Origin of the sequence: Pseudoxanthomonas helianthi (assembly GCF_017939625.1) — a bacterium.
Taxonomy (GTDB): domain Bacteria; phylum Pseudomonadota; class Gammaproteobacteria; order Xanthomonadales; family Xanthomonadaceae; genus Pseudoxanthomonas_A; species Pseudoxanthomonas_A helianthi.
Genome location: NZ_JAGKTC010000001.1, coordinates 1,411,461 through 1,434,850, shown reverse-complemented (window position 1 = coordinate 1,434,850; position 23,390 = coordinate 1,411,461). Strand labels below are relative to the sequence as shown.

The window sequence follows — 23,390 nt, the reverse complement described above, 5'->3', positions numbered from 1 at the left end:
GAAGATGCGCCGCATGAGCGCCGATTCTCCGATCCGCGTCGCCCTGATCGGCTATGGCTACGCCGGCAAGACTTTCCACGCGCCGTTGATCGCGTCGGTGCCGGGCCTGCGGTTGGCCTGCATCGCATCGAGCCGGCCTGACGACGTGCATGCCGATCTTCCCGATGTCGAGGTCGTCGCCGATCCGTTGCAGGCCACCGTGCGCGACGACATCGACCTGGTCGTGATCGCCGCACCGAACGCGCAGCACGCGCCATTGGCCGCCGCTGCGCTGCGCGCGGGCAAGCATGTCGTGGTGGACAAGCCGTTCACGCTGACGCTCGCGGAGGCGCGCGAACTGCGCGCACTGGCGAAGCGGCACGGACGTTTGCTGTCGGTGTTCCACAATCGGCGCTGGGACAGCGATTTCCTCGGCATGAAGCAGGTGATCGACGGCGGCCGCATCGGCGAGGTCGTGCATTTCGAATCGCATATCGACCGCTTTCGTCCACAGGTGCGCGCACGGTGGCGCGAGAGCGCACAGCCCGGCGCCGGCATCTGGTTCGACCTGGGGCCGCACCTGATCGACCAGGCGCTGCAGCTGTTCGGCCTGCCGCAAACCGTGCAGGCCGGACTCGCCGCGCTGCGCCCCGGCGCGCTGAGCGACGATTGGGCCCACGTCGTGTTGGATTACGAAACGCGGCGCGTAGTGCTGCACGCGAGCATGCTGGTCGCCGGCGGCAGCCTGCGCTTCGTCGCGCATGGCACGCGCGGCAGCGTGGTCAAGCCGCGCATCGACCCGCAGGAAACGCAGATGCTGGCCGGAATGAAACCCGGCGATGCCGGCTGGGGCGAAGACGACGATGCGTTGTTGCTGTATCCGGGCGACGCGCCGGTGGAAACGATCCCCTCCCCACGTGGCGACCAGCGGCTGTACTACGCGGGCATCCGCGATGCGATCCGCAGCGTGGCGCCGTCGCCGGTGACCGATGCGCAGGCGTTGGCGGTGATGGCCGTGCTGGAAGCCGGAGTGGAATCCGCGCGAACGGGACGCGTCGTCGCGCCCAGTCTCGACGGCGAGGAACGGGAAAGCTTCGGTCAGGCGAACGACCCGTAGTAGCGCCCTTCAGGGCGCGACCGGAAACTCCATCGATCGGAGTTTCCGGCAACGGCATTCTCCCGGTCGCGCCCTGGAGGGCGCTCCTACAAAATGCGCAATCGCGGTCTCAGCGCGGCAGCGGCAATTTGTCCGTCTTGTAGATCGCCACGTGCGGCACGCCATCGGCGCCGATCCAGCCGCGATACATGCCGCCGGTGTTGAACGGGAACGCGGCCACGCCCTGCGCATCCAGCGCAATCGCGCCGCCATCGCCGCCGGCCTTGGGGATGTCGCCGTTGATCACGCCCTCGCCTGCCTGGCCGATCGATTCGCCGGCCAGGCGCACGCGCGCGCAGATCTCGTGCGCGGCGGCATCGCGGATGTAGAACTCGCCCCAGCCGGTGCCGGATACCGCGCAGCGCGCATCGGCCCAGGTGCCCGCGCCGATGATCGGCGAGTCGCCGACTCGGCCGTAGCGCTTGTTGGTCATGCCGCCGGTCGACGTGCCCGCGGCCAGGTGGCCTTGCGCGTCCAGTGCTAGCGCGCCAACGGTGCCGAAATAGGCCTTGCCCGGCAGTTCCAGCGGCGTGTGGCTGGCCTGCGCGTTCTTCTCCGCGGCCAGCGCCTTCTGCAATTGCTGCCAGCGCTTCTCGGTGCGGAAGTACGAAGGATCGACCAGCTCGATGCCCTGTTCCTTCGCGAACATCTCCGCGCCGTCGCCGACCATCATCACGTGCTTCGATTTTTCCATGATCGCGCGCGCCAGGTTGATCGGGTTCTTGACCCGGTGCAGTCCCGCCGCCGCGCCGGCCTTGCCGGTCGCGCCATCCATGATCGAGGTGTCGAGTTCGTTGCGGCCGTCGTGGGTGAACACCGCGCCGCGGCCGGCGTTGAACTGTGGCGCGTCTTCCATCACGTTGATCGCGGCGGTCACCGCGTCCAGCGAAGACGCGCCGGCCTGGAGCTTCGCGTGGCCTGCGCGCAACGCCGCTTCCAGCGCAGCCCGCGCGGCTTGTTCCTCTTCCTTGTTCAAATCGCCCGGTTCGACGCCGGCGCCGCCGTGGATCACCAACATCGGCGTATCCATCGCGGTCAGCACGCCGTTGCGCACGGCGTAGCGGCGTTCGAACGCCGGCTTGTCCACGCGTCCGTCCGGCAGGTGCAGCACCGAGCCGGTGCCCGCGCCGACGGTGTCGACGCGATCCAGTTTCATCGGTTCGTCTTCGGCCTGTTTGGCGAAGCCACCCCTCACCACCGTCGCACCCGCCATCGGCGCAGTGGCATAGACGCGTGCGGTGCCATCGCCTTCGACCGCGACCGCGGCGTCCTCGTCCACGCCCAGCCCGATCAGCGGACGCCCGGCCATCGATTCGGCCTTGGCGACGAAGGCGATCAGGCGGCCGAGGCGGTTGCGCTCGGTGAAATGCGTATCGGTGACGATGCCCTTCAGCAGGTCCAGGTGCAGGAAGCCGGTCTCGATGGTGTTCTCCGGACCGAGCGGATCGGCCAGCGCGCGCGGACTGATCTGGCTGCCGCCGTCCATCGCGCCGTACAGGTATTCGCCCTGCATCGCCAGGCCGGCGCTGGTACCGCCCAGCGGCTTGCCGGCGCGCACGTGCGCGTCCAGCGCTTCGGCCACCGGCGTGCCGCGCCAGTAGCGCACGTAGCGCGACTGGTCGCCGCCGGCGATGAAGATGCCATCGGCGCGCTTGAGCGCGGCGAGGATCTTCGGATCGGTGGATGCCTCGCGATCCTTGAACACGAAGGTCTCGACCGACTTGATGCCGCCGACTTCGTTGAAGAATTCCTCGCCGATCTCGCCGCCCAGCGAGGCGCGCAGCACGACGATGTGGCCGTTGCCCGCGTGTTGCATGAACCAGCGCATCGCGTCGAAGTTGCGGTCGCCGCCGCCCATCAGCAGCAGACCGGGTTGCACCTTGCCCGGCGTTTTCGCCGAGGTGTCGCCGAGCAGGTAATGGCCGTAGTCCGCCGCTTGCGCCGGCAGCGCCAATGCCAATGCCAACACCCCTGCCGCGCCGCAACGCAACACACCGAACACAGACGCCATGCTCTCGCTCCCACGATCGAAGGTCGCGGCAGGATGCCACGCACCGATGCCTTTGGAGACGAACCGGCATGCGCTTCCCCCCATGCGGCGGGCCCCGGGCTTCGGCTAGAGTGCGGCCATGCCGACCGAGTTCGACGACTGGTTCGTTCGCGAGATCCTCGTCCACGAGCGGGCGCTGGCGCTGTTCCTGCAGCGCAACTGGCCGCATCGCGACGAACTGCACGACCTGCGCCAGGAGGTCTACGCACGGGTCTACGAAGCGGCGGCGCGCGGCCGGCCGACGGCGCCCAAGGCGTTCCTGTTCACCACCGCCCGCCACCTGATGACCGACCGGTTGCGGCGCAGCCGGGTGGTGTCGATCGAGCCGGTGGGTGATTTCGAGTCCTCGAACGTCTACCTGATCGACGAGGTTTCGCCCGAACGCTGGATGGGCACGCGTCAGGCGCTGACGCGATTGGCCGAAGCGCTGGACCGCCTGCCCGACCGCTGCCGCGAGGTGGTGTGGTTGCGCCGGGTGGAGGAACTGCCGCAGAAGGGCGTCGCCGAGCGATTGGGCATCAGCGAGAAAACCGTGGAAAAACATCTGGCCAAGGGGATGCGCCTGATCGCCGACTACCTGTACGGCGGCGATGCGGCGCATCCGGCTGCGGCCATGGACGAAGACGATGGACAGGGACGACGACAGCAGGCGGATTGAACAGGCGGCGGCCGAATGGCTGGCGCGACGCGATACGGACGCGTGGACCGAACAGGACCAGCGCGCGCTGCAGGCGTGGCTGGACGCGAAGACCACGCACCGCGTGGCCTTCCTGCGTCTGGAATCGGCCTGGCGCGAAGCCGGCCGCATGCAGGCACTGGCCGCAGGATGGCCCAAGGGCGTGCTGCCGCCACGGGGTTATTGGGCGGTGCGCACCACGGACCCGCTGCAGTCGGAGGCGCCGCGGGATGACGAAACCCCGTCGCTGGCGCCGCCCGACTTGCGCGGCCTGAGCTTCGCTCCGCGCAAGCAGGACAAAGCCAGCCGCTGGGGCCGCGTGGCCGCCGCCGCGGTGGCCCTGGTCACCCTCGGCTCGCTGGGCTGGGGCAGCTGGCAGCTCAGCGGCCGCCAGCAAGCCAGCTACGCCAGCGGGATTGGCGAAGTGAAGAGCGTCGCGATGGCCGACGGTTCCACCGCGACGCTGAGCAGCGACAGCCAGCTGCAGGTACTGATGACGCGCGGCGAACGCCACATCGCGCTGGTGCGCGGCGAAGCCTTCTTCGACGTGGCCCACGACGTCGGCCGGCCGTTCATCGTCGAAGCCGAGCATCGCCAGGTCCGCGCCGTGGGCACGCGCTTTTCGGTGCGCCGCGACGCCGACGCGCTGCGCGTGGTGGTGACCCAGGGCAAGGTGCGCCTGGACAGCGCGCCGGGCGCCGCCGGCCATGGGCAGCCGGCGGCATTCCTGCCCGCCGGCAGCGTGGCCACCGCCGGCCGCGACGGCGTGCTGGTACGTTCGTTGTCCTTGGCCGAAGCCGAACGCTTCCTGGAATGGCGCAGCGGCTACCTCAGTTTCGACGACGCGCCGCTGTCGGCGGTGGCGGCCGAGTTCAACCGCTTCAACGTGCGCAAGCTGGAACTGGCCGATCCGGCCGTGGCCGACCTCCGCGTCGGCGGCAATTTCCGCTGGGACAACGCCAACGGTTTCGCCGGCCTGCTGGAGCAGGGCTTCCCGGTGCGGGTCGAACGCCGCCCGGACCGCATCGTGCTGCACGCGCGCTGACGCTCGACGCCGTGGGGGGAACGCCGCGTTCGTTCGTCCTGTGCTTGGGAAGGCGCCTTTTCCGGGCGCGCGGGGAGAGAAGTTCCATGCGGCAGCCGTTGCGTGTCCTGTTGTTGAGTCTGGCCTGTTCCACCGCGTTGGCGGCGCAGGCGCAAGCTTCTTCCAAGCCCGGCCGGATCGACGTCCCGGCGGGCGACCTGGCCAGTGCGCTGAACACGCTGGCCAAGCAGTCCGGCACGCAACTGGTGTACCGCGCCGACCAGCTGAAGGGACAGCGCACCGCCGGGGTGAAAGGCGCCGCTTCCGCCGACCAGGCGCTGGACGGCCTGCTGCGCGGCAGCGGTTTCAAGGCCAAGCACGACGCCGCCTCCGGCGCGGTGCTGATCGTCCGCGCCGATCCCGCGCCGGCCGCCCCACCGCCGCCGCGCCCGGCCCAGCAGGAAAAACCCGCAGGCGGTGGCTCGGCCACCGCCGAGGAGCCGGCCCCCACCGAACTGCAAACCCTGCAGGTCACCGGCTCGCGCATTCCGCGCGCGCAACTCGAAGGCCCCGCGCCGATCACCCTGATCACCGCCGAGCAGATCCAGTCCGCCGGGCTCACCTCGGTGCCCGACCTGCTGCGTTCGCTGAGCCAGAACAGCGGCAGCGTCTACGGCCAGCAGAACACCACCAACGCGCAGTCCACGCCGGGCGCGCAGGCGGTCGACCTGCGCGGCCTGGGCCCGAACCACACCCTGGTGCTGATCAACGGCCGCCGCATCGCCGACTTTCCGCTGCCGCTGAACAGCCGCAGCAACTTCACCGACATCGGCAACATCCCGCTGGGCATGATCGACCGCGTCGAAGTGCTGACCGGCAGCGCATCGGCCGTGTACGGTTCGGACGCGATGGCCGGCGTGATCAACTTCATCCTGAAGAAGTCGACCGACGGCACCATCATCGACTACCGCTATGGCGATACCGAGCGCGGCGGCGGCGAATCCCATCGCCTGTCGCTGACCACCGGCTTCGAACGCGACGCATTCAGCGGCATCGTCGGCCTGGAACTGCTCGACAAGCGCCCGCTGTGGGGCACCGACCGCAGCGTGCAGGATTCGACCCTCGACGCGCCGACCTCGCGCCGTCGCCTGCCGCGCATGATCGCCCAGCTCTACGACTGGGACGACGACGTCAACATCGCCCCCGCCGACAACTGCGCGGCGCTGGCGGGCCTGAACCAGGGCACCACGGTACTGGCCGAGGACCGCTTCGGCGAACCCTATTGCGGCAGCGAACGCGCCATCGCGTACCGCACGATCCAGAACGAGCGCAAGGGCGCCAACCTGTACGGCTCGTTCGAATACCGCTTCTCCGAGAACCTGTCCTGGTTCGCGGACCTGCAATACGGCCGCCAGACGGTCAAGTTGCTGACCGGCACCAACGGCAACGACGTGACCAGCGACCACATGGCCTGGGAATTCCACGATCCGAACTCGACCGACAACGCCGACAAGATCTTCTACAACGCCAACACCGGCCACTACGAAATCTGGTCGCGCCAGTTCTCGCCCGAGGAAGTCGGCGGCCTGGAAAACCGCATGAACAGCACCGTGCAGAAGACCCTGGCGGTGACGACCGGCTTCAACGGCACGTTCGGTGCGAACTGGAACTGGGAAGCGGCCTACAACCATTCCGAGTACAAGGCCGACGTGAAGATGCCGCGCATCAAGGCCGACGTCGCCAACCGCTTCTTCCTGGGCGAACAGCAGGGTTACGACGAAGACGGCTATGCGATCTTCGCACCTGATCCGAACCGCCTGTTCACGCCGCTGACGCCCGCCGAGTTCGCCACCTTCGGCGTGATGTCGGTCTGGCATCCGGTGGCCAAGAACGACAACGTCAGCTTCACCGCCAACACCCCGGCGCTGTTCTCGATGCCGGCCGGCGACGTCGGCTTCGCCGGCGCGATCGAATACGGCGGCCAGTCCTACCGGATCAACCCCGACCCGCTCGCCCTGACCGCCGATGCCTACTACGGCCCGCGCTACGGCGATGGCCACGGCAGCCGCGACCACTGGAGCGCGGCCGGCGAGTTGCGCGTGCCGCTGCTGGCTTCGCTGCAGGCCAGCCTGGCCGGCCGGTACGACCGCTACAGCTACGGCAACCAGAACCCGGGCAAGTTCACCTACAGCGCCGGCCTGGAATGGCGTCCGATCGACACGCTGCTGGTGCGCGGTTCCTACGGCACCGGTTTCCGCGCGCCGGACATGCACTACCTGTTCGCTGGCGCGGACTACTACCGCACGCTGTCGACCGACTACTACAACTGCCGCACCGACGCGCCGGACATGAGCGACGGCGACTGCTACGACGACGGCAGCTGGGACGCGAACACGATGGACGTGTACGCCGGCAACATGAAGCTGGACGTGGAAACCAGCAAGTCGTTCACCGCGGGCTTCGTCTGGTCGCCGAGCGCCAACTTCGACCTGGCGGTGGACTACTACCGGATCCGCATTTCCAACCAGGTGCAGGCGCAGAGCCGCGAACAGCTGCGCATCGACGAAGCCAACTGCCGGCTGGGCGTCACCAACGACGGCGCGTCGGTCGACATCAATTCGCCGACCTGCGTGGACGCACTGGCTCGCGTGATCCGCGAAGATCCGAACGATCCGTTCAGCACCATCACCAGCGTCCACTTCGCCCCGATCAACATCGCCAACGAAGAAACCTCGGGCATCGACGTCACCGCCAACTACCGCTTGCGCACGGCGGACGCCGGCGACTTCAACTTCAACGCGAACTACAACTGGTCGCACAAGCACACCCGCCAGCAGTACCCCGGCGATCCCGAAGAGGACATGCTGGACGTCAGCTTCGCCGCCACCACGCTGCCGCGGGCCAAGGGCAACGTCGGCGTGAGCTGGGACCGCAACGCCTGGGGCGCCAGCCTGTTCGGCACCTATGTCGGCCGCGTCGCCAACTACGACAACGACGCCTGGACGCAAGCCACCTGGCGCTTCAATGCCGGCGCGCGCTACGACATCAACGACCATCTGCGCGTCTCGCTGTCGGTCAACAACCTGTTCGACAAGATGCCGCCGAAGGACCCGACCTGGGCCAACTATCCGTACTACGACACTTCCTGGTTCGACAGCATGGGCCGCAGTTACTACCTGCAGGTCACCTGGAAGCTGGGCGGCAAGCCGCTGTAAGTTCGACGCGAATGGCAACAAAAAAGGCCCCGGCATGCCGGGGCCTTTTTTTGCTTTTCGAAATCCGGCGGGTTCCTTCTCCCCGCATGCGGGGAGAGGGAGTCGCTATCCGGTTCCGAACTGGAACCCGGATGCCTTTACTTCGTCACTTGCCGGACGGCGGTTCGCCGACGAAATCCCGATAACCGAGATAGTGGTGGAACACGAAACCGGCGAAGGCCGATTGGCCGCGATACGCCGCTTCCACCTTGGCCGCCTCGCGTTCGAAATCCGCCGGCTCCATGCCGTGGAAACTGAGCTTGGCCGGCTCGCCGGGATTGAACTCCAATCCGATCACGACCCGCTTGCCGGTCTTGCCGGCATAGGCCATCTCGTCTTCCGCATGCGCCAGGATGCCGTCGCCGCCTTCGGCGCGGTTGCGGTAATCCATCAGCGCCACGTAATCGGTGAGGTCGATGACGTGCTCGGCGACCGGCTTGCGCGCGCCGTGCCAGTCCAGTTCGATCCCGTCCCACCAGAACGGCATCGCCGGCCCCACCGGCAGGTGCTGGCCCGACTCGCGCTTGGCTTCCATCAGCATCGCGCTCATGTCCAGGAAGCCGCGCAGCAGTCGCAGGCGCGTGGCATCGTCCCATTCGTCCAGCAGATGCGGTTCGATGTCGTAGTTGACGCCGTCGAAGCGCTCGACGGGCTCGGCGGCGGCGTTGTAGTCCAGCACTCGCTGGAGCATCGCTTTGGCCTCGGCCTGATGCCGTGGCAACACGTAACGCTCGGTGTGCAGATACCAGGAGCCCAGCAGCGCATAGACCCGGATGTCGCGCGCGTGCGCGGCGCGAATGAAATCGCGATAGAGCTGCGGTTTCTGTTCGACCAGGTTTCGCCCTTCGAAGGCGTCGGCATACAGATAGACGATGTTGATCTTTTCGCGCTGCAGGAACGCGAGCGCCTCGCCGGCGGCCTCCCGCGATTCCAGCATCGCGTAGGACGGCCCTTCCCAGGTCCACACCGCGCGCGGCGCGGAGGGTTCCGTTCGTGCGCTGGCATCACCGGCCAGCAACGCGAGCGCCAGCAGCGCCGCCCCCGCCATGCATGAAGAGCGGCTCATGGCGCGCTGGCGGCCACGTCCATCGGGATGCGGTAACGGCCGCGTCCCACCGGTTTGCCGTTGTCCGGGTCCGAAGGCAGCACCGACACCGTGTAGCGGCCCGGCGCCAATCCGGGCGCCCGCAGCGCCAGCAGCACCTCGCGACGCTCGCGCGGGCGCAACTGAATGGCGCTGCCGTAGCCTTCGCCCAGCTCGCGTCCGTCTTCTCCGGCCAGCACGGCCAACGGCACGAACACCTTCGAAACGGCGGCGTCCCCGTTGACGAACGTGGCCGTCACCCCGACTCCGCCGGGATTGTGTTCCAGCCGCACCGCATCCAGTCCCAAGCCGGGCGGCAGCGCCGCAATCGGCGGCGCGACCGGCACGGCATCCGCGGCACCCGCCTGGAACCCGACCAGTCGCGGCGCGCCACCCTCGGGCGACAGCGCCATGCGCTTCAGGAAGCCGGCATTGGCGGCGAGATAGGCCTGCAGCCGGGCGGTCACTTGCGCGCGCAGCCCAGGATCGTCGACTTCGGAAGCGCGAATGCCGTCCTGCAAGTCGAACACCTGATTGTCGTGCAGGAACCAGCGACCGGACACGAAATCGGGGACGCTGGTCTTGGTCTGCTTGAGCGGGAACTCGTGCTGGCTGCGGAACGTCTCCGCCATGTCCAACCCGCTGCCCGTCCAGGTCGTCATTGCCGGCCGCTGCAAGCCGTAGGTATTCGATAGCAGGGCCAGCAGCGAAGGCGTCACGTCCAGGTGCGAGGATACCGCCTTGCTATGCGCCGGCTTGCGCAACAGCGGCGAGTAGACGATCAACGGCACGTGGTAGCGCTCGATGTGGGTGTCCTGCGGCAGCTCCGCCAGGCGGTGGTCGCCGGTCACCAGGAAAATCGTGTCCGCGTACCAGGGCGCGCTGGCGACCGTCTCGAAATAGCGTCGCAACTGGTCGTCGGTGTAGAGGATTGCGCTGTAGATGTCGGCATGCGCGCGATACTCCGGCCGCTTCGACGCCGGAACATTCAACTCGTCCAGCCGTCGTTCCATCCTTTGCCGGTAACGCTCCTGGCCCGGGAAGGCATAGGAGGTGTGCATGCTGATGGTCTGGATGCCCAGCACGAAGGGTGGACGCAGACGGTTGCTGTCGGCTAGCACGCGCGAGACCAGTTCGCGGTCCGCATAACCCCAGTCGCTGAACGGGTTGCGCTGGTAGCCCGGACCGAAATTGCTCAGATCGACGACATCGTCGACTTCTTCCAGTTGCAGGAAGGCACGCTCGTTGTCGAAGGCGGCGTCGGTGCCGCTGTAGAAGGCACTGCGGTAGCCCTGGCGATGCAGCACGTTGAACAATCCGGCATGGGCCGGCATCTTCGGACCGAGCGCGGCGAAACCCTGCTCGGCCGTCGGCAGCGACCCGAACAACGACGGCAGCACGCCGAAGGTGCGGCCCTGGTTGGCCATGAAGTTGTCGAAGTACAGGCTGCGCGCGGCCAGTTCGTCGAGGAACGGGGTGAAGCTGCCCAACGCAGCGTCCGGACCGGAGAACGAACGTCCCAGTCCCTCGACCACGATCACGACGATGTTCGGCGGACGACCGTCGCGGGTCGGGCCGAAGTACGGGCCGAGCGCATCGGGCGTGGTTTCGCGGCGGAGGAACGGATATTCGGGATTGGCCGCGCCTTGCGCCGGCGAAGCCGTGGAAGTCGCCGCCGCAGCGACCGGCACGACCGCTGCCGCCGATGCATCGCGGCGCGCCCAGCGCAGGCTGTCGGCGACGAAATAGGCGCCTTTGCTGGTGGCGATATCGCGCGCATCGCTGCGCAAACCACCCATGCCCACCGCCACCGGCAACAGCCAAGCCGCCGCGCCGGCCAGCAGCAGGACCAGCAACGGCAGGAATCCGAACGCGCCTCGCGAACGCGCGCGCCAGGCCAGCAGCGACCACAGCAGCACCAGCGGTACCGCCATCGCGGCCCAGCCGTCCAGGCCGACGCCGCTAGCGGCCGCACCACCGACCGTGGTGCGGATTTCCGCCAGGCTGTAGCCGAACAGATCGGCGCCCAGCGGCACCCGCGACGTCAGGTAGTACTGCTCGAGCCCGGCCTGCAGCAACAGGAACAACGACCACAGCACGCCTACCGCCAGCACGCACAGGCGCGCATTGCGCAGCGCCAGCAGGGGCCAGCTCAACAGGAACAGGATCGGCAGCGCACGCAGCAGGAACAGCAGCTGGTTGCCCACCGCCAGCGCAACCACCCGCCACGCGCCATCCGGCGGCAAGGCGCGACTGGCGGTCCAGGCCGACAACGCCGCCTGCGCCAGCAGCAATGCCGGCAGCCAGGCGATGAAACGCGACGCGGCCGATCCGGCCGCGTCGCCCGCACGATCAGGTGCCATGCCCCGCTTCACCAGCGGTGGTACAGATAGAACGACACATCCTGCTCGGTGTAGCCGCCGGCATCGTCGGCATAACCGGCGCCCAGCTTGAAGCCCCACTGCGGATGGAAGTAATGCATCCAAGACGCGCCGACCGCGTAATGGCTGTCGCGCACCAGGCCGCCGTTGCGGTCCAGGTCGGTGCTGCGCCCGGTGCTGGCGTTGACCTCGACGTAATCGTCCGCGTCGCCGCGATAGTAGTTGCGCACCACCACGCGATGGCTCCAGCTGCCCGAGCCGGCGCCCGGCACGTGCTGCAGCTTGTAGCGCGCGTACCAGTTGCCGAAATATCGACCCACGCCGACGCCGTAGAACTCGGTGTCGGAATCGAAGCGCAGGTGGTCGATGCTGGCCGACAGTTCCCAGCCCTGGCCCACGCCCTGGAACAGTTCGAGCCGCCATGCGTCGCGCGGCAGGATGCCGTCGCTCGGTCCGCGCTGGTAACGCGCGTTGCCGTAGGCGCGCGACCACAGCGAAGCGTAGCCGTCCAGCGCCCAGGCCGTGTCGCTCTGGTCGAAGCGATGCGCGCGCAGGGTTTCCAGCGCGAGCGAACCGCGCGAGAAACGGCGGCGCAGCGACAGCTCGGCGTCGGTCCAGTCCGAGCGGTTGCCGCTGAACATGGTCCGGTCCACGCCGCCGCGCAGCTGCCAGCGGTATTCGCCGCCGATCATGGCGTCCGGCGCGGCGGACGGCATGATCAGGCTGGCCTGCAGGCGCGCCACTTCGCCGGCATCGGCGCCGTGCGCCTGCGCGGCATCGAAGTCCGCACGCGCACCGGCCAGATCGCCCGCGGCGCGGTGCGCGCGCCCGCGCGCGATCAGGGCGGCCGGTTCGTCCGGCGCCAGTTCCACCCAATGCGCGTACGCGGCTTCGGCGTCGGCCGGCCGATCGCTCCACAGGTACAGGTCGCCCAGCGCCGACCACGCATCCGCGTAGTCCGGCTTGCGTTCGACCACCGCCTTCAGATCGGTTTCGGCCTCGGCGTGGCGGCCCATCCAGGCATAGGTGCGGCCGCGCGCCAGCAACACGTCGGTGTTGTCCGGCGAACGCGCCAGCATCGCCGCGTACAGGGCCAGCGCCTGTTCGCGCTGCGCCGCATCGCCGGACGTGGCCAGCGCGCGCGCACGCTGGAACTGCGATTCGTAGCTTTCCTCGACCGGCGCGGCGTCCTGCGCCACCGCACCCGCCGCGGGCGCGCTCCCTGCCAACGCAGCCGCCTGCAACATCGCGGCAAGAACCAGACTCATGGCGAAATCCCTTGCGAAATTGATTTGTTGTCGTCGGTGGACGCGCTGCTGTCCTGCCAGCGCGCATGCCGGCGCATGTGTCCCCAGGTGGAGCGGGTACGCCACAGCGAACCCAGCCAGCGGAACAGGCCGAACACCCGGAACATCGACACCATCTGCCGGTAGCCGAGGTTTTCCAGGATCGCGGCGAAGAACAGCTTGACCTGCTGGCCGGGGCGCGGATACAGGTGGAACGACAGCTCCTCCAGGACCATCGCGTTCAACGACAGCAGCATGCCCAGGCCGATGGCCGCGAACAGGAACACGAAGAACGCCTGCACCGACAGCAGGCCGGCCAGCCACAGCACGACCACCGACGCGTAGCCCAGGATCTCGATGATCGGGCCGATGCATTCGAACAGCATCATGAACGGGTACGCCACCCAGCCGACGATGCCGCCCTTGCGCCGGAACATCAGCCGCCAGTTGCCGAACAGGCTCTCGGCCAGGCCCTGCTGCCAGCGCGCGCGCTGGTTGTACAGGGTGCGCAGGTCTTCCGGCACTTCGGTCCAGCAGATCGGGTCGGGGACGAAGGTGATGCGGTACGGACGGCGTTCCTTGCGCATCTGGTCATGCATGCGCACCACCATCTCCATGTCCTCGCCGACCAGCTTCTTGCGGTAGCCGCCGGCGGCGATCACGCGTTCCTTGTGGAACATGCCGAATGCGCCGGAAATGATCAGCAGCGCGTTCATCGGCGACCAGCCCAGCCGGCCGAACAGGAAGGCGCGCAGGTATTCGACCGTCTGCATCAGCGGCAATGGCCGGTTCGACAGTTCGACGTCGGCCAGCATGCCGTTCCTGACCTTGCAGCCGTTGACCACGCGGATCACGCCGCCGGAGGCGATGGTGCGCGCGTCCTCGAGGAACGGCTGCACCACGCGCGACAGGCTGTCGGGCTGCAGGATGCAGTCGGCATCGGTCACGCAGAACAGCGGGTAGCGCGCCGCGTTGATGCCCGCGTTCAGGGCATCGGCCTTGCCGCCGTTGACCTTGTCGAGCAGGCGCACCCGCGGGAAAGCCTGCGAAGCGTAGATCCGCTTCACCGGCTGGGTCTTCAGGCGGTCGCGGTAGGCTTCGGGGAACTCGCTCAGCCCGAAGGCCTCGGTAACCACCTTCAGGGTGTCGTCGGTGGAACCGTCGTTGACGATCAGGATCTCGAACTCCGGGTAGCCCAGGCGCAGCAGCGAATTGACCGTGGAGACGATGGTCTTCTCTTCGTTGTACGCCGGCACCAGCAGGGTGACCGGCGGCTGGTACGAGGCGAAGTTGCGGATCCTGAACTTGGCGATGTGCTCGCGCGTGTAGCGCAGGATGCCCGCCATCGAGATGAAGTTCAGCACCAGGTACACGGCGTTGATGCACAGGAAGTAGGCGAAGAACGCCCACTGCAGGCCTTCCAGCAGGTTCTTGGTGCCTTCCGAAAGCACGATCGTGTTGATCATCGCACCGCTCCCAGGGTCTGTTCGGCGATCACGTGTTCGAGGATGTCGCGGGCGAAGCGGTCGCTCAGGCCGTCGCGGATGCGCTGCAGCTCCTCGCGGGCCCCGACCAGCTTGCGCAGCGCCTGCGCCGAGCGGTAGCGCACCCACCATTGCGAATCCTGCAGCAGCGGCTGCAGGGCCTGCGCGTCCTGCGCCGCGCCGAAGCGGCCCATCGCGGTGGCCGCATGCATGCGCACGTGCCAGCGCGGATGGCGCAGCAGCTTGCGCACGGAATCGAGTTCGGTGCCGTCGCTCATCACCTGCAGGCAGGTGGAAACGAGGTGTTCGTCGTGCGCTTCGGCGAGGATCTGATGGATCACCGGCATCGCCGCTTCCGGGTCGATGCCGGCCAGGAAACGCACCAGTCGCGAGGCGACGCCGTCGTTGACCTGCAGCGTGGTCATCGACAGTTCGGGCGCGACCACGGCCGGGCCCGCTTCGCCCAGCATCTGGGCGATGCCGCCGTCGACCCAGTCGTTGCGGTCGACGATCTTCGGCACCACCAGCCGCACCGCGCGCTCCGGGTCGATCTTCATCAGCGCCCGCGCGGCGCTGAGCGAGACGATCGGGCTGTTGTCGCCCAGCAGGCGCGACAGCTTGTCGAAAGGCTTGTCGCTCTTCAGGTGGCCGGCGGCGATGATCGCCATGATCCGGTTGTGGAAAGCGCCCTGGTCGATCGCGCGATTCAGCCGGTCTTCCAGGCCAACCTGGGCGGCGATCCGGGCCATGCCCGCGCGCGCGGCGACCGTGGTTTCGGGCGCGTCGTGCAGTTCGTTCCATACATCGAAGAAGCCGGGCTCTTCGCTGCGCGGCATGCTCGGCGCGGTCACCGGCGCGCCGGTCGCGGCCTCGGCCAGGATCTTGCGCCACTGTTCCGCCGCGCGCCGGTGGATGCGTTCGCCGCGCGCCACCCATTGGCGGATGACCAGGATCGCGACCAGCAACACCAGCGACGCGATCACCACACATACGCCCAGCCAGAAGGCGAATACCAGCCTGGCCTCACTGGAACTCAGGAAATCCATGATTCACGCCCCTCTTCGTTTCGGGCACGGCCTGCACCGTGCGCCGGCTCCGCATCGGCGGCCCGCTGCGCCGAAGCGCCGGTTCCGTCGATCCGCTTCAACATTTCGTCCGCTTCCCCGTTTCCCGGGTCCAGTTCGATCACCCTGGAAAACTGCTGCCGGGCTTCGTCCCTGCGCCCCTGGCGGTAGCGCACGTGGCCCAGGCCCGTAATGGCCGACACCTCGTCGGGGTCCGCGGCCAGCACGCGCGCGAACGCGGCTTCGGCCTGCTCGAGTTCTCCGCTGGCGAGTTCGACGTAGGCCAGGCCGACCTGCGCATCGTTGTCTTCCGGGTACGCCCGGACCACGGTCTGGAACGCCTCGCGCGCTTCCGGCAGGCGCCGCAGGCGGTAGTAGCTCCAGCCTTCCAGCCGCGCCGCGCGTTGGCCCTTGTGTGGGATCTTCGCCAGCGCGGCCAGGCTGCGCGGGAAGTCGCCCGCATCGAAGGCGGTCTGGGCGATGTGTTCGTTGTCGAGGTCGGCGGCGCTGGCGACCGCGGTGCTGCCGCCGTAGGCGGTGGTCTTCACCTGCGCGGCGAGGTATTCCTGCACGTTGCGCGCACGATGCAGGCCCAGGTAGCAATGGATGTAGGCCACGCCCGGCGCGTCGATCGCCGCCTGCGCCGCCGCCTTGGAGTTGGTCGCGTAGGCGTCGCCGAACTTCTGCCCGAGGATGCTGCCCATCGGGAAGTTCCGCACCGTCATGCCATAGCGCCCGGCGCGCTCGCGTTCCTGGTCCAGCAGGACCTTTTCGTACGGCACGTTCGGTTCCAGCAGGCTGATGATCGTGGTCACCCCGCGCTTCTTCAGCTCGATGAAGTCCTGCTCCACCGGGTACGGGCCGACCATCACCCCGTCGACCGGCGAAGCCGCGCGTTCCGCGCGCCACGGCTGCACGAAGATGCTGGCCGGGTGCAGCAGCACCCAGACCCCGAACGTACCCAGCACCACCCCCAGGAGCAGCACCGCAACGACGATTCGCTTGCTTGGCTTGTACATGGTCCGCACGCTGTCAAAAGCCCGCCATGCCGCAAAACCATCGGCGGCCTCCGGGCAATCACGGGTATCGATCGGCTGCGTCCGCAACGCTGGTACCCGCCCCCTGTTGGCGCGGGTCGCTGGATCCGTGCCGTCATACCGCGCCGATGGACAAGCGCGGCAACTGCTGGCCGTATGGACGCAAGTCCCGTGCCAGACAGGCGGCTATTATGTCAACAATGTCACATTAAGTGTGCAGCCCATCACACTGACGCGGTGCGTCAGTTAACGTCACGTCAGGGGCGAGTGAATGTCACGCTACTGACATTCTTGGGTCGGAGGCTGAACGACGTCGTGGTTGCGGCCCCGGTACGGGGCGTACCAGCGCTGCAGGCGGGCGATGTCGGCCCGCATGTCCTCGCCCAGCTCGAAGGTCGGGCCGATGCCGATGGTCCGGCTGGGATAGTCGAAGTACGCCGGCAGCACCGGCACGCCGGCGGCGCGGGCGATGTGCCAGAACCCCGGCTTCCAGCGCTCCACCTTGCGGCGGGTGCCCTCCGGGGTCAGGGCGAACCACATCCTGTCCGAATCGCGGATCAGCGCCACCGCCTGTTCCACCGTGCCGTGCGGCGAGCTGCGGTCGACCGGCACCGCGCCGAGCTTGCGCAGCAACGGGCCGAGCGGCCACCAGAACAGCTGCGCCTTGCCCAGCACGCGCACCTTGAAGCCCAGCGCGATCTTCGCCGCCATGCCCCAGATGCCGTCCCAGTTGGACGAATGCGGCGCGACGATCAGCACCAGCTTCGGGATGTCCGGCAAGGTGCCGACCACCTTCCAGCCGAACACGCGCAGGAAGCTGCGCCCCAGCCAGCGGGTGAAGCGGTTCGGCGGCACCTGCGGCATGTTCGGCGGGATCGCCGGGATGCTGCCGGGTGGGGTGGAATCGTATCCGTCCAAGCCCTACTCCCAATGGCCCTTGCCGGAACGGCCGCGCTTGATTTCGCCGCGTTCGCGCTTGGCGTCCAGCCGGCGCGCCTTGGCCGCGCGCGAGGGTTTGGTGGCCACGCGCGGCTTCGGCACCGACAGGCCGGCGGTAATGAACGCGGCCAGGCGTTCGCGCGCATCTTCGCGGTTGCGATCCTGGGTACGGAAGCGTTGCGCGTCGATCACCAGGACGCCATCGTCGGTCAGCCGGCGGTCGCGCCGGGCCAGCAGGCGCGCCCTGAGGGGTTCCGGCAGCGATGGCGAATGGGCCACGTCGAAGCGCAGTTCCACCGCGGTGGACACCTTGTTGACGTTCTGCCCGCCGGCACCGCTGGCGCGCACGAAGCGTTCGACCAGCTCGTCGTCGGGTATGGTCAGCTTCGGATTGATCTGCAAAGGGCCGCTCCCCATGGCCGGCATTGTAGACAGGAAGCATGAAATCCGTGGGAGCGGCTTTTGTGGGAGCGGCCTTGGCCGCGGATGCTTTCGGGTGGGGGATCGAAGAAGCATTCGCGGCCAAGGCCGCTCCCACAAAGGCTCCCACACCGTTCAGTCCAGCGACCAGCCAAAGCGGTCCAGCACCTTCTGCCATTCCGCGTCCACCGGCGCCGCGACCCGCAATTTCTCCCCGGTCGCGGGGTGGATGAAACCCAGCCGCCGCGCATGCAGCAGCATCCGGTGCACGCCGAGCATGCGGAAATTGCGGTTGTGGCGCCCGTCGCCATGGCTGGTGTCGCCGATCAGGTGGTGCGACACATGCTTCAGGTGGCGGCGGATCTGGCGGAAGCGGCCGGTCTGCGGTTCGCAACGCAGCAACGCATAGCGCGACGTGTCGAAACCGGAACCGGGCGCGTCCAGTTCGCCGGTCGCCAGCCGGGTGAAGCGGGTCAGCGCCGGCTTCTTCTCCGGTTTGCCGGGACCGCCGTCGAGCGGATGGTCGACGACGAAGCTTTCCTCCGGCCAGCCGCGGCACACGGACAGGTATTCCTTGTCGAAGTCGCCGGACATCAGCGTCTTGCCCAGCGCCGAGGCGGTGTCGCGGTCGAACGCCAGCAGCAGGCAGCCGCTGGTCGCGCGGTCGAGCCGGTGCACCAGGAACACCGGCTTGCCGAACTGTTCGCGCAGCCGGTCGGCGGCGAAGTCGGTTTCGCCGCGCGCCAGCTTGCTATCGTGGACCATCAATCCGGCCGGCTTGTCGACCACGGCCAGCGCGTCGTCGACGTGCAGCACCCGCAAAGCCTGCGTGTCTTCCACGCTCAAATCGTCGCGCAATCGATCACGAACCTGTATTTCACGTCGCCCTTCAGCATGCGCTCGTAGGCGGCATCGATGGCGTCCGCGCGGACCATTTCGATGTCGCTGACGATGCCCTTCTCTGCGCAGAAATCCAGCATCTCCTGGGTCTCGGCGATGCCGCCGATCAGCGAACCGGCGATGGCGCGGCGCTTGAAGATCAGGTTGCCGATGTTCGGGGTCGGGTGCGGGTGCTCGGGCACGCCGACCAGCACCAGGGTGCCGTCGCGCTTGAGCAGGCTGGTGAACGCGTCCAGCGAATGGCTGGCCGCGACCGTGTTGAGGATGAAATCGAAGCTGCCGGCATGCGCCTTCATCTCGGCCGGGTTGCGCGACACCACGACTTCGTCCGCGCCGAGGTCGCGCGCGTCCTGACGCTTGTTCTCGGAGGTGGTGAACGCAACCACGTGCGCGCCCATCGCATGCGCCAGCTTCACGCCCATGTGGCCCAGTCCGCCGATGCCGACGATGCCGACCTTGCTGCCGGGGCCGACGTTCCAGTGGCGCAACGGCGAATACGTGGTGATGCCGGCGCACAGCAACGGCGCCACCGCCGGCAGCTGGTCCTGCGCATGGCGGATGCGCAGGACGAAACCTTCGTCCACCACGATGCGCTGCGAGTATCCGCCCAGCGTGTGGCCCGGGGCATCGGCGGTCGGCCCGTTGTAGGTGCCGATGAAGCCCTTCTCGCAGTACTGCTCCAGACCCTCGTCGCAGGCCGCGCAGTGCTGGCAGCTGCCGACCATGCAACCGACGCCGACGGTGTCGCCGACCTTGAATCCGCTCACCTCGGCCCCGACCGCGCTGACCTGGCCGACGATCTCGTGGCCGGGCACGCAGGGGTACCGCGTGCCGGCCCATTCCGAACGCACCGTGTGCAGGTCGGAGTGGCAGATGCCGCAGTAGGCGATCTCGATCTGCACGTCGCGCGGCCCCGGCGCACGGCGCTCGATGCCGATGGCGACGATGGGCTGGTCGGCGGCGTGCGCGCCATAGGCCTTGGTGGTCATGCGGGTTCCTGAGGGAAAGGGACCCGAACGATACGCCTGTCTCAGCGCGCCGGCAGCACCAGCAGCGGCAACAATGCGTTCAGCAGTTTTCCGGTGATCTGGTGCGGCTGGCGTTCGTTGTAATTGGTCGTGGTCACCACGATCACCAGGCGCTGTTCGGGGAAGACCTGCACGCTGTTGCCGCCGGTGCCGTTCATCGCGTACGAGCGCCAGGTCGCGTCGCCCACCGGCCAGCGCATCAGCCACCACAGGTAACCGTAATCCATGTCGTCGTTGGCCTTGGCGTGCGCCGCCACCGAGGCCGCGACCCATTCCGCGGGCAACACGCGCTTGCCGCCGTGCATGCCGCCATCGAGGTAGAGCTGGCCCAGCGCGAGCAGGTCGCGGCTGCGCAGGCCCAGGCCGCCACCCGCCTGCGCCAGCCCGAGCGGCGAGTACTGCCACTCCGGCGCTTCGATGCCGAGCGGCGCGAACAGGCGGCGCTGCGCGTAGGACGGCAGCGGTTCGCCCACCGCCGACTGCACTACCGCCCCGAGCGTGGTCACCCCGGCGGTGCAATAACGGAAGCTGCGCCCGTGCGGCGAATCCTTCGGCTTCGGCATCCACGCCGGGAACCCCTGGATCGGCAGGTCGAGGTAGAACTTCACCCAGTCCTCGACCAGGTACATGCGTTCCTCGTTGCCGCGCGAAAACTGGTTCTCGTCGTCGCATTCCAGCAGCGAGGACATGGTCATCAGGTCCTCGACCGTGATCGCGTCCTTGCGCGGATCCGGGTTTTCCACCGGCAGCTTGTAGCGCAGGTAGCGCAGCACCGGCGCCTGCGCGTTCGGCAGCTTGCCGTCGGCGATGGCCGCGCCGACCAGCATGCCGGCCACGGTCTTGGTCGCCGAGCGCGTGTTGCGCCGCGCCTGCGCGCCGCCCTCGTCGAAATACGCCTCGTGGACCAGCTTGCCGTCGCGCGCGACCAGCACGCTGGTGATGTGCTTGTAGTCGCCGGCGCGGATCGCCTTGTCCAGCGCGTCGAAACGGGGATCGTCCGCGGCCGAGGCCGGCGCAACGGCGAAGGCAAGGCAGGCGAGCAACAGGCGGCGGATCATGCGATGGCGTCCAGTTCGGCGAAGCCGGCAGTCTGCAGGCGCCGGCGCCGGCGTTCTTGCAGATCCGCAACCTCCAGCCGGCCCAGCCGACGCAGGGCGCGGGGGGTCATCCCGGTGTCGCGGCGCAGCGCATGGGTCATGTGGCTCTGGTCGACATAGCCGCAACCCAGCGCGATCTCGGCCAGGGGCGAACGCCCGGCGCAAACCGCTGAGATCGCCAGTTCCACCCGCCGCCGGCGCAGGTAATCGCCGGGCGAGCAACCGAAGGCGCGGCGGAACGCCCGGGCGAAATAGACCGGATGCAGGTCCGCTTCGCGCGCGAGCTGGGCGATGCCCGGCACGTTGCCGGCATCGTCGTGCAGGCGCTCGCGGGCGCGCTGCAGCCAGCCCGCGGCGGCTTCGGGCGAAGGCTCGCCGTCCCGCGTCGACGCGCGCGCCAGCAACTCCAGCACTTCGGCCTCGATCGCCAGCGCCGAGGCATCGTCGAAATCCAGCAAGGCGCGCCAAGCCCGATACGCGGCCGGCAGTGCCAGCGCCGACAGGCGCACGGCCTGCGCCGACAACGGCCTGGCATTGGCGACCCCGCGCCATAACGCGTCGTCCAGCGACAGGGTCAGGAAGCGCGCGCCGTCCAGCGAATAGAAACAGTCGCGATGCTGGGTGCCGGGCGGATTGAGGATCACCACCGGTTCGGTGCAGACCTCCGGCATGCCGCGCGCACTGCTCAGGTAGGCGCCGCTGTGCAGCACCAGCAGGTGCGCTTCCTCATGCGTATGCGTGCGCACCTCGTGGCGCGGCACGGTCGGCCGCATGTCGGCCAGTTCGATGCCGGCTACGCGCCGGCGCAGGTGGCGGTCGCCGAGAAAGTGGCCGGGCGCGAAGCGCATGCGCGACTAGCGCCGCGGCCACGCCGCGAGCAAGGCCCACAGGCCGCCGACCCCGGCGATCCACGACGACACCGGCACGCCGAAGAAATGCGGACCCCCGCTGCCCAGGCCATACAGCACCGCCGCGACGATCAGCAGCGCGGCGCCGAGGATCGCGGTGATGGTGCGGCGCTCCAGGCGCTTCATCGTCTGCGCCAGTTCCTGCAGGTCCTGCGAACGCATCGCCAGTTCATGGCGGCCTTCGACCTGCTGCTTCAGCCAGCCATGCACCAGCCGCGGCATCTCCGGGGTGTGGGTCATGATCTCGGGCAGGCGCTTGCGCAGCTCGCGCATCACGTTCTGCGGGCTGTACCTTTCGACCAGGATGCGTTCCAGCACCGGCTTGGCCACCGCCCAGATGTCCAGTTGCGGATCGAGCTGGCGACCGACGCCTTCGATGTTCAACAGGGTCTTCTGCAGCAGGATCAGTTGCGGCTGCAGGGTCAGTTCGTAGCGCTGCGCGGTGCGGAACAGCTTGACCAGCACCTCGGCCAGCGAGATCTCCGACAGCGGCCGGGTGAAGTACGGTTCGCACACCGCGCGCGCCGCCGCTTCCAGCTCATCGATGCGCACCGTCGCCGGCATCCAGCCCGCCTCGACGTGCAGTTCGGCGATGCGCCGGTAATCCTTATTGAAGATGGCCATGAAGTTCTCGGCGAGGTAGTACTGGTCCTCGGCCGAGAGCTGGCCCATGATGCCGAAATCGAGCGCGATGAAGCGCGGGTTGGCCTTGCGCGCCGGATCCGCATCGACCCAGATGTTGCCGGCGTGCGCGTCGGCGTGGAAGAAGTTGTCGCGGAACACCTGGGTGTAGAACACCCGCACGCCCTTCGACGCCAGCGCCTTGCGGTCGATGCCGGCCGCATCCAGCGCGGCGATATCGTCCGACGGAATGCCGCGCACCCGCTCGATGGTCAGCGCGCGCTCGGCCGTGTGCGTCCATACGATCTCCGGCACGTACAGGTCGTCGGAATCCTTCCACAGCCGGCGCATCACGCTGGCGTTGGCGCCTTCGCGCTGCAGGTCGAGTTCGGCGGCCAGCGTGGTTTCGATCTCGGCGACGATCTCGCGCGGGCGGATCTTGTCGGCGGAGGGATGGGTGCGGTCGACCAGCGCGGCGGCGGACTTCAGCAGCGAAATGTCTGCGGCGATCTGTTTCTCGATGCCCGGGCGCAGCACCTTGACCACGACCTCGCGCGCCGCGCCGTTCGCATCGGGCTGCAGCGTGGCCGCATGCACCTGCGCGATCGAGGCCGATGCCAGCGGCGAGGTGTCGAAGTGGGCGAAGGCGGCGTCGATCGGCCGGCCCAGCGCCTGCTCGACGATGCGGCGCGCGGTTTCGCCGTCGAACGGCTTGACCCGGTCCTGCAACAGGGTCAGTTCCTCGGCGATGTCCGGCGGCACCAGGTCGCGGCGGGTGGACAGGATCTGCCCGAACTTGACGAAGATCGGTCCCAGTTCCTGCAACGCCAGGCGCAGGCGCGCGCCGCGCGGCAACGCGGCGATTTCCGCGGAAGCCCGCGGCACGAACGGCTTGGCCAGGTTGAGCCAGCGCTCGGCCGGAGTGTCGTCGAGCAGGGCGTCGAGCCGGTAGCGCAGCACCACGCGACCGATCTTGCTGGCGCGCAACGCGGCGCGCAGGTT

The 23,390-nt window shown here is 68.2% G+C and carries 18 protein-coding genes and 1 pseudogene; 4 read left to right on the top strand and 15 right to left on the bottom strand.

The genetic code is table 11. The annotated features are described in order from the left end of the window. The first annotated feature begins 13 nt into the window (after nt 1-13). Nucleotides 14-1,096 (top strand): oxidoreductase, encoded by a 1,083-nt coding sequence (locus tag J5837_RS06610; protein WP_210535887.1) that lies wholly within the window; start codon nt 14-16, stop codon nt 1,094-1,096. A 109-nt stretch (nt 1,097-1,205) separates the two neighbouring features. Here the strand turns inward: J5837_RS06610 and J5837_RS16550 are convergent, their stop codons facing one another. Continuing rightward, a complete protein-coding gene (locus J5837_RS16550; protein WP_342345517.1) occupies nt 1,206-2,165 on the bottom strand; it encodes an isoaspartyl peptidase/L-asparaginase family protein in 960 nt (319 codons plus the stop codon). A 219-nt stretch (nt 2,166-2,384) separates the two neighbouring features. Then, nucleotides 2,385-2,951: pseudogene (locus tag J5837_RS16545) on the bottom strand (cyanophycinase); the annotation flags it as partial. Nucleotides 2,952-3,264: 313 nt separating this feature from the next. On the opposite strand from J5837_RS16545, the gene J5837_RS06600 reads away from it, so the two are divergent. From J5837_RS06600 to J5837_RS06590, 3 genes are all read left to right on the top strand, one after another. Further along, entirely contained in the window at nt 3,265-3,843 is a 579-nt protein-coding gene (locus J5837_RS06600) for an RNA polymerase sigma factor (RefSeq protein ID WP_210535885.1), read from the top strand. Then, on the top strand, nt 3,812-4,906 hold the full coding sequence (locus J5837_RS06595) for a FecR family protein (RefSeq protein ID WP_210535884.1): 1,095 nt from the start codon (nt 3,812-3,814) through the stop codon (nt 4,904-4,906). The genes J5837_RS06600 and J5837_RS06595 overlap by 32 nt, the downstream gene beginning before the upstream one ends. An 86-nt stretch (nt 4,907-4,992) precedes the next feature. Beyond that, the gene (locus J5837_RS06590; protein WP_210535883.1) at nt 4,993-8,100 is read left to right on the top strand and encodes a TonB-dependent receptor; all 3,108 of its coding nucleotides are present in this window, start codon (nt 4,993-4,995) and stop codon (nt 8,098-8,100) included. A 145-nt stretch (nt 8,101-8,245) separates the two neighbouring features. Here J5837_RS06590 and J5837_RS06585 read toward each other — a convergent pair whose 3' ends face one another. The 13 genes from J5837_RS06585 to ubiB form a co-directional block, all read right to left on the bottom strand. Continuing rightward, nucleotides 8,246-9,205, bottom strand: coding sequence for a hypothetical protein (locus J5837_RS06585; RefSeq protein WP_244755676.1), 960 nt, complete (start codon nt 9,203-9,205; stop codon nt 8,246-8,248). Further along, nucleotides 9,202-11,586: an LTA synthase family protein gene (locus tag J5837_RS06580; RefSeq protein WP_210535882.1), complete on the bottom strand. Its 2,385-nt coding sequence runs from the start codon at nt 11,584-11,586 to the stop codon at nt 9,202-9,204. The genes J5837_RS06585 and J5837_RS06580 overlap by 4 nt, the downstream gene beginning before the upstream one ends. 8 nt (nt 11,587-11,594) lie before the next feature. Then, nucleotides 11,595-12,872 carry a YaiO family outer membrane beta-barrel protein gene (locus J5837_RS06575; RefSeq protein WP_210535881.1) on the bottom strand — a complete coding sequence of 426 codons (1,278 nt, stop codon included), beginning with the start codon at nt 12,870-12,872 and terminating at the stop codon, nt 11,595-11,597. Continuing rightward, nucleotides 12,869-14,356: a glycosyltransferase family 2 protein gene (locus tag J5837_RS06570; RefSeq protein ID WP_210535880.1), complete on the bottom strand. Its 1,488-nt coding sequence runs from the start codon at nt 14,354-14,356 to the stop codon at nt 12,869-12,871. The genes J5837_RS06575 and J5837_RS06570 overlap by 4 nt, the downstream gene beginning before the upstream one ends. Further along, nucleotides 14,353-15,420: a HEAT repeat domain-containing protein gene (locus J5837_RS06565; RefSeq protein WP_210535879.1), complete on the bottom strand. Its 1,068-nt coding sequence runs from the start codon at nt 15,418-15,420 to the stop codon at nt 14,353-14,355. The genes J5837_RS06570 and J5837_RS06565 overlap by 4 nt, the downstream gene beginning before the upstream one ends. Beyond that, nucleotides 15,408-16,457 (bottom strand): tetratricopeptide repeat protein, encoded by a 1,050-nt coding sequence (locus tag J5837_RS06560; protein ID WP_210535878.1) that lies wholly within the window; start codon nt 16,455-16,457, stop codon nt 15,408-15,410. The genes J5837_RS06565 and J5837_RS06560 overlap by 13 nt, the downstream gene beginning before the upstream one ends. 297 nt (nt 16,458-16,754) lie before the next feature. Next, nucleotides 16,755-17,339, bottom strand: a complete 585-nt coding sequence (locus J5837_RS06555; RefSeq protein ID WP_210536173.1) for a lysophospholipid acyltransferase family protein — start codon at nt 17,337-17,339, stop codon at nt 16,755-16,757. 57 nt (nt 17,340-17,396) lie between these two features. After that, a complete protein-coding gene (gene arfB, locus J5837_RS06550; protein ID WP_210535877.1) occupies nt 17,397-17,831 on the bottom strand; it encodes an alternative ribosome rescue aminoacyl-tRNA hydrolase ArfB in 435 nt (144 codons plus the stop codon). 138 nt (nt 17,832-17,969) lie between these two features. Then, the gene (locus J5837_RS06545) at nt 17,970-18,674 is read right to left on the bottom strand and encodes a pseudouridine synthase (RefSeq protein ID WP_425504820.1); all 705 of its coding nucleotides are present in this window, start codon (nt 18,672-18,674) and stop codon (nt 17,970-17,972) included. 2 nt (nt 18,675-18,676) lie between these two features. Beyond that, on the bottom strand, nt 18,677-19,723 hold the full coding sequence (locus J5837_RS06540; RefSeq protein WP_210535876.1) for an NAD(P)-dependent alcohol dehydrogenase: 1,047 nt from the start codon (nt 19,721-19,723) through the stop codon (nt 18,677-18,679). A gap of 41 nt (nt 19,724-19,764) precedes the next feature. Beyond that, entirely contained in the window at nt 19,765-20,820 is a 1,056-nt protein-coding gene (locus J5837_RS06535) for a serine hydrolase domain-containing protein (protein ID WP_210535875.1), read from the bottom strand. Further along, nucleotides 20,817-21,707: a helix-turn-helix transcriptional regulator gene (locus tag J5837_RS06530; protein ID WP_210535874.1), complete on the bottom strand. Its 891-nt coding sequence runs from the start codon at nt 21,705-21,707 to the stop codon at nt 20,817-20,819. The genes J5837_RS06535 and J5837_RS06530 overlap by 4 nt, the downstream gene beginning before the upstream one ends. A gap of 6 nt (nt 21,708-21,713) precedes the next feature. After that, nucleotides 21,714-23,387: a ubiquinone biosynthesis regulatory protein kinase UbiB gene (ubiB, locus tag J5837_RS06525; protein ID WP_210536171.1), complete on the bottom strand. Its 1,674-nt coding sequence runs from the start codon at nt 23,385-23,387 to the stop codon at nt 21,714-21,716. Nucleotides 23,388-23,390 lie beyond the last annotated feature (3 nt).

Bases quoted from the DNA above. Each gene is read 5' to 3' on its own strand.
- J5837_RS06555 (WP_210536173.1), bottom strand. From the start codon at position 17,339: ATGCCGCAGGTGCCGCCGAACCGCTTCACCCGCTGGCTGGGGCGCAGC.
- arfB (WP_210535877.1), bottom strand. From the start codon at position 17,831: ATGGGGAGCGGCCCTTTGCAGATCAATCCGAAGCTGACCATACCCGAC.
- J5837_RS06595 (WP_210535884.1), top strand. From the start codon at position 3,812: ATGGACAGGGACGACGACAGCAGGCGGATTGAACAGGCGGCGGCCGAA.
- J5837_RS06530 (WP_210535874.1), bottom strand. From the start codon at position 21,707: ATGCGCTTCGCGCCCGGCCACTTTCTCGGCGACCGCCACCTGCGCCGG.
- J5837_RS06535 (WP_210535875.1), bottom strand. From the start codon at position 20,820: ATGATCCGCCGCCTGTTGCTCGCCTGCCTTGCCTTCGCCGTTGCGCCG.
- J5837_RS06600 (WP_210535885.1), top strand. From the start codon at position 3,265: ATGCCGACCGAGTTCGACGACTGGTTCGTTCGCGAGATCCTCGTCCAC.
- J5837_RS06575 (WP_210535881.1), bottom strand. From the start codon at position 12,872: ATGAGTCTGGTTCTTGCCGCGATGTTGCAGGCGGCTGCGTTGGCAGGG.
- J5837_RS16550 (WP_342345517.1), bottom strand. From the start codon at position 2,165: ATGGATACGCCGATGTTGGTGATCCACGGCGGCGCCGGCGTCGAACCG.
- J5837_RS06580 (WP_210535882.1), bottom strand. From the start codon at position 11,586: ATGGCACCTGATCGTGCGGGCGACGCGGCCGGATCGGCCGCGTCGCGT.
- J5837_RS06570 (WP_210535880.1), bottom strand. From the start codon at position 14,356: ATGATCAACACGATCGTGCTTTCGGAAGGCACCAAGAACCTGCTGGAA.
- J5837_RS06585 (WP_244755676.1), bottom strand. From the start codon at position 9,205: ATGAGCCGCTCTTCATGCATGGCGGGGGCGGCGCTGCTGGCGCTCGCG.
- J5837_RS06590 (WP_210535883.1), top strand. From the start codon at position 4,993: ATGCGGCAGCCGTTGCGTGTCCTGTTGTTGAGTCTGGCCTGTTCCACC.
- J5837_RS06565 (WP_210535879.1), bottom strand. From the start codon at position 15,420: ATGGATTTCCTGAGTTCCAGTGAGGCCAGGCTGGTATTCGCCTTCTGG.
- J5837_RS06540 (WP_210535876.1), bottom strand. From the start codon at position 19,723: ATGACCACCAAGGCCTATGGCGCGCACGCCGCCGACCAGCCCATCGTC.
- J5837_RS06560 (WP_210535878.1), bottom strand. From the start codon at position 16,457: ATGTACAAGCCAAGCAAGCGAATCGTCGTTGCGGTGCTGCTCCTGGGG.
- J5837_RS06610 (WP_210535887.1), top strand. From the start codon at position 14: ATGAGCGCCGATTCTCCGATCCGCGTCGCCCTGATCGGCTATGGCTAC.